The sequence below is a fragment of the Streptomyces sp. NPDC059679 genome, from assembly GCF_042734105.1.
Classification (GTDB): Bacteria; Actinomycetota; Actinomycetes; order Streptomycetales; family Streptomycetaceae; genus Streptomyces.
This window is the reverse complement of record NZ_JBHWES010000141.1, coordinates 3,820-9,222: the sequence shown is the minus strand read 5'-3', so window position 1 is coordinate 9,222 and position 5,403 is coordinate 3,820. Positions and strand designations below refer to the sequence as shown.

5 protein-coding genes are annotated in these 5,403 nt (G+C 69.4%); all 5 read left to right on the top strand.

The window, feature by feature from the left end; translation table 11 throughout:
• The first annotated feature begins 436 nt into the window (after positions 1-436).
• The 5 genes from ACFV2X_RS54730 (at position 437) to ACFV2X_RS54710 (ending at position 5,248) form a co-directional block, all read left to right on the top strand.
• A complete protein-coding gene (locus tag ACFV2X_RS54730) occupies positions 437-1,345 on the top strand; it encodes a methyltransferase (protein WP_385631630.1) in 909 nt (302 codons plus the stop codon).
• 206 nt (positions 1,346-1,551) lie between these two features.
• Positions 1,552-1,980 (top strand): hypothetical protein, encoded by a 429-nt coding sequence (locus ACFV2X_RS54725; RefSeq protein ID WP_385631628.1) that lies wholly within the window; start codon positions 1,552-1,554, stop codon positions 1,978-1,980.
• Positions 1,981-2,112: 132 nt separating this feature from the next.
• Complete coding sequence (locus tag ACFV2X_RS54720) at positions 2,113-2,439, top strand: hypothetical protein (protein WP_385631625.1); 327 nt, start codon at positions 2,113-2,115, stop codon at positions 2,437-2,439.
• Between the two features lie 88 nt (positions 2,440-2,527).
• A complete protein-coding gene (locus ACFV2X_RS54715) occupies positions 2,528-2,932 on the top strand; it encodes a DUF6573 family protein (protein WP_385631632.1) in 405 nt (134 codons plus the stop codon).
• Between the two features lie 441 nt (positions 2,933-3,373).
• Positions 3,374-5,248: a ParB N-terminal domain-containing protein gene (locus ACFV2X_RS54710; protein ID WP_385631622.1), complete on the top strand. Its 1,875-nt coding sequence runs from the start codon at positions 3,374-3,376 to the stop codon at positions 5,246-5,248.
• The last annotated feature ends 155 nt before the right edge of the window (positions 5,249-5,403 follow it).

The following is a 5,403-nucleotide window of genomic DNA, read 5'->3' as shown; positions in this document are numbered from 1 at the left end:
GCGCGGGCTGCGGTCGCTGGCGCTCCCTTGCGCGTGCCCCGGGGGGCTCCTCCGGACGCCCGCCCCCCGGGGACCGGGGGACGGGCTGAAGTCCGCTGTGGCCGGGGCGAGTCCGGGCCGCCGTCGTCGACCGCCGGCACCGTCGTGGCCGGGGCGATGGGCTGAGGTCGAGGAGGGCCAGGAGGAGCTTGGAGCCAGTGGTCGAAGCGCGGGCCGGCCCGGGGTTGGGGGAGGGGAAAAGCGGCTGGCAAGGACGGGGGTCGGCCGGGCCCGGACACCCCCTAAAGGATCATGGAATTTCCGAGAAAAACCCTGGTCAGACCCCCTTTTCGACTTCCCGAATCCGGTCTAGTACTGGTAATATTGAGCTTGTTGGAAGGGGGTGGCACCCCGAACAACAAGAACCACTCGAAACCCGCACCCGAAGGGGCCTCCCATGGCGAAGATGACCACCGAGCAGGCGGCGCAGCACCGCAAGGCGAACGACCTGATCGAGCTGGACCGCGATCTCACGCCCACCGAGCGCGAATTCGTCCTCGACAACCTGATGGAGGAGGGGACCGCCCGGCTCGACGGCGCGTTCTTCACCCCCGGTGGCCTGGCCGTAGACATGGTGATCGAGGCGTTCGGCGCGGAAAGGGTGATCGACCTGTGCGCCGGTATCGGTCGTCTGGCCTGGACCGCAGACAAGTACCTGCGTTCGCACGGAGCCGCGCGACAGATCGTGTGCATCGAGAGGAACCCCGAATACGTCCGGGTGGGCCGCAAGGTTCTGCCCGAGGCGACTTGGATCTGTGCCGACGTGTTCGACGTGCCGAACATGGACCTGGGCGGAACGTTCGACGTAGCTCTTGCGAACCCGCCGTACGGAGCGGTTGCGCGGGGAGGGCGCACGGCACCCCGCTACACCGGCAGCCGGTTCGAGTACCACGTCATCGATATCGCCGCAGAGGTAGCCCGGCACGGGGTGTTCCTCATCCCCCAGGAAATGGCCCCCTTCCGCCGCAGCGGCGTCCCGAACTTTCAGGAGGTGCGCGGGGACCAATACGAGCGGTTCGAGGTCCAAACGGGCATCACCCTGACACAGGGATGCAGCGGCGACACCTCCGGATACATCGATGAGTGGCGTGACGCGGCCCCGCGTACCGAAATCGTTCTTGCCGACTTCGCGCAGCGGAAGACCGCCACCACAACGGTCGCCCGCGCCGCGCAAGCCCCCCAGGCGAAGGACTGGCGAGTCATGTCCGCCACGGAATTCACCACCCGCCCCAAGGGGGCCCAGGTCGCCATGTTCGACACGGGCGACGACAAGGCCACGGGCACCATCGGCCTGTTCGACATCTGACAGTGCTGTCCCGTACGGCGGAGCCTCCGCCGTACGGGACAGCCGGGCGCGGCCGCGCATCGCGGCGGGGGAAAACCCTGGGCAGACCCCTTTTCGACTTCCCAAATCCGGCTCAATGCTGGTAATATTGAACTTGTTGGAAGGGGGTGGCGCCCCGAACAACGAGAACCACTCGAAACCCACACCGAACGGAAGGGCTGGCCATCATGGACCTGCTGACGATCGACCCCCGCGACACTGTCACCTACTGCGACGCGGAGTACCGGATGTCGCACGGGCTGGCTCCCTACCGGCAGGGCGACACCGGGGCGGGGGAGGTTGCCGCCACCCTCGTGGCGCGGCTGGGTCTGCGCGGGTACCGGATCGAGAGCCCCCGCTACGTCGAGGAGGAGCCCCGTTCCGCCCGGGGGGCGATCCTGGATTCGCTGGGCTCCCGGATGATGCGGGTTGAGTGCCGCGCTGACGGCCACGCCGTGACGTGGCGGCACGACCGCTTCGCGGCGGGCCTTGATGCTGCCTGGGCGGTCGAGGTCGACGGCCAGGCGCGGCCCGTCGAGCTCAGCCGGTACATGCGGGCCCATGAGCGTCTCGCCGCCCTGGTCTGGATCGCGCACCGCGCGATCCAGGGATGGTGAATCCAGAAAATCCCTGGTTGGGCACGCTTTTCGACTTCCCGAATCCGGCCCAGTACTGGTAATATTAAGTCTGTTGGAAGGGGGTGGCGCCCCGACCGACACCACCACTCGAAACCCACCAAGGAGCACCCAATGCGTGCACTCATCGAGACCTTCAAGACCATCCGCGCCCGTCGCCGCGCGGCTCGCCGGGCGGGTCTGCGGTCGTACACCGTGGTCCTGGACTGGAGCGCCAAGGAGTATGCGCACTTTGCGCCCGCGATCGTGACCGTCCGCGCATCCTCCCCGCTGGCCGCCGAGATGGACGCCCTGCTCCAGGCTGCCAAGGCCCACACCATGCACGTCGACCAGTTCCAGGGCCGGGAGGGCCGCGCCCTGCTCCTTGAGGCGGGCAGCCAGCTGAAGGTCGTCGCCACCTTCCCCGGCGCGCACAGCGCCGTTCACTCCGACCACTTCTGATCAGCCCCGGCCGGGGCGGCGGTTGGCACCGCCGCCCCGGCCCCCACTCGAAACCCGTACATACGAAGAGAGGCACCTCGTGAGCACCATGATCGGCACCGTCTACACCCGCGCCCACGCCATTGAGAGCGGCGCGCTGATCGAGGCCGACCCCGGCATTGCCGCTGAAATCGAGTTCCCGGCCCCGGTGGCCATGACCGAGGCCGTTTACGCGGACTGCGTCGCCGTTCCTGAGGCGTACGCGTGGGACACGGGCATCCGGCTGGACGGCGCCGAGCGGGAATGGGACCTGTTGATCACTGCGTCCCGGGCGATCAAGGCGGCCGCAGGGTCCGGCCGCCCGCCCCGGCTTGCGTTCTCCCTCTACCGCGTCCCGGTCGACGGCCGCAGTCGCGACCCGCAGCGGGTGACCCTGGTGGCCGAGGCGTCGCCCGGCGACGACGGCGAGCGAGTCATCACGATCATGCGCCCCAGCGAGCACCTGCCGCAGTGAGGCCATCTGGGGCGGCCACCGCGCCGCCCCGGATTCCCGCTGGAAGGGGGCGGCCCCCGTCTGGTCCGGCCGGTATCTCCGGTTGGATCGGACGGGGCCGGGCGGACGCGACGGCAGACCGTCGACCCCTCTGCTCCGCGCCGGCCGAGGGGTGACCTGTCGAGAACGACGGCCGCGCCGTGTCTGCGTGTGCATCCGCGCGCGTTCGCGTCACCCCCCGCCGCCGCTGTGGCGGGAGGGCGTCCCAAAGCGGCTGGCGAGGAGGAGCGGCCCGGTCCGGAGAGGATGCGCGGGTCGCCCTCGATTCTCGGAAAACCCTGGTCAGGCCCCTTCTCCGCTAGGCGAGCCGGTTAAATACTGGTAATATTGAACCTGTTGGAAGGGGGTGGCGCCCCCGACCGGCAGCACCACTCGAAACCCGTACGAACGAAAGGCATCAACGTGACTGTGACGCAGGCCGAGCAGACGGCGCAGGCCCCCGAAGCGGCCGAAGAGACGATCTTCGGCCGCCTGGTGGCGATCGACCCGCTCGACTTCGATCCCGACGGCGACAAGGACAAGCCGGTCATCGTCGACCCGTACAACCACCGCAAGAAGCGCGAGCAGGGCGACACCGTCGAGCCCGACCCCGCCCTGATCGCGAGCGTCGCCGAGCTGGGCGTTCAGCAGGCGATCATCCTGCGCCCGCAGGAGGGGGAGAACGAGGGCAAGCTGGGCATCGTGATCGGCCAGCGCCGCACCCTGGCCGCACACCGCGCCGCCACCCAGGCCGTCAAGGAGGGGCGCACGTACCTGAAGGTCCCCGCGATCATCCGCGACGACCTGAAGGGCGTCGACGATGAAGCGCTGACCGTCTCGATGGTCGAGAACCTGCACCGTCGCCAGGCGAGCGCGCAGGACGACGTTGACGCCGCCGAGCAGTTGGCCCTTCTGGTCAAGGCCAAGCGGGTGCCCAAGGCGAGGAAGCGCAGCCTGGCCGCCGCCATCGGCCGCACCGAGGAGGAACTGGACGCGGCCCACAAGGTCGCACAGATGGGCGCGGAGACCCTGGAAGACCTCCGGGAGGACGAGGTCGAATTCGACTGGGTCGAGCTGGCTGACTACGACGAGGTCAAGGACGTGTCCGGCGCTCAGACCGTGCTCACGCGGGCCAAGGCCAAGGACGAGCAGGAGGGCAACGCCAAGCGGGGCGCGTGGAAGACCGCCATGCAGGAGCTTCGCGCCAAGAAGGCCAGGGCTGAGCGGATCGAGACCCTGACGGCCGAGCTGGCCGAGAAGAAGGTCAAGACCCTGCGCTGGAGCTGGAACTGGTCGTACAGCACGCCGCCGGTCCGGCCGCTGGAGGAACTGGTCAGCGCGATCGGGAACCCGATGAGCGCGCAGGGGCACAGCGAGACCTGCAAGGGCCACGCGGCCACTATCGACCCCGACGAGGCCGAGGTGGTGTGGCTGTGCGTCGACTGGAAGAAGCACGGCCACCGTCTTGCCGGAGACGCCCAGGACGGCGGCAACGGCAACGGCGAGCCCGACGAGGAGGCCGCTGCCAAGGCCGAGGCCGTCCGCGAGGAGCGCCGCCGCGTGAAGGTGAACAACCTCGCGTGGAGGACGGCCCGCGACGGCCGGGAGGCCCACATCGCGGACATGTGCAAGGACAAGGGCGAGGCCCCGGCCGACGTCAAGGACCTGATCATGCGGACGCTCCTCATGAGCCGGTACCCGTACGTGCACTACGTCGGCGGCCAGCACCACGGGGAGATGCTGGCGAAGTTCCTGGGAGACAAGCGGCTCACCGACCGCCGCCCCGAGGACGTGATCACCGCGCTGCTTAGGAAGACCGCGAGCAAGCGGTACTGGTGGGTCATGTTCGCGCACGTCGCGGGCATGTACGAGGCCGAGCACATGCGGGACGACGCATGGCGCGGTGAGCCCCACTACCACCACGGCCCCTCGGTGCGGGGCGACATCAGGCCCGAGACCGCCGAGTGGATCGCCTTCCTGAAGCGGCACGGATACGGCCTGACGGCGGTCGAGGAGGAGACCCTGGCCACCGCCGAGCGGGAGGCCAAGGCGAAGGCCGAGCGCCAGGCCGAAGCGGAGCGCAAGCGGCAGGAGCGCGAAGCGGAGAGGGCCAAGAAGACGGAAGAGGAGCCCCCGGCCGAGGAGGACGGAGACGCGCCCGACGCGGACGGCCCGGACGACGAGGGCGAAGAGTACGACTCCGGAGCCGAGTTCGACGACACGGGCGCGGACGAGCCGGAAGGCCAGGAGCACGAGCCCGCCGAGGACGACAGCCAGGAGGAAGGCGACGAGGAGTAACAGCAACACCAGGCAGGCCCGGCCCTGACGGGCCTGCCCCGGCAGGGGGGGGGGGGGGGCCCGCCCCCCCCCCCCCCCCCCCAACCCCCGGGGGGTAAAAAAAAAAACCCAACCCCCAAACCAACACCGAAGGGGGTTTGGGGTGGGGTGGGGGT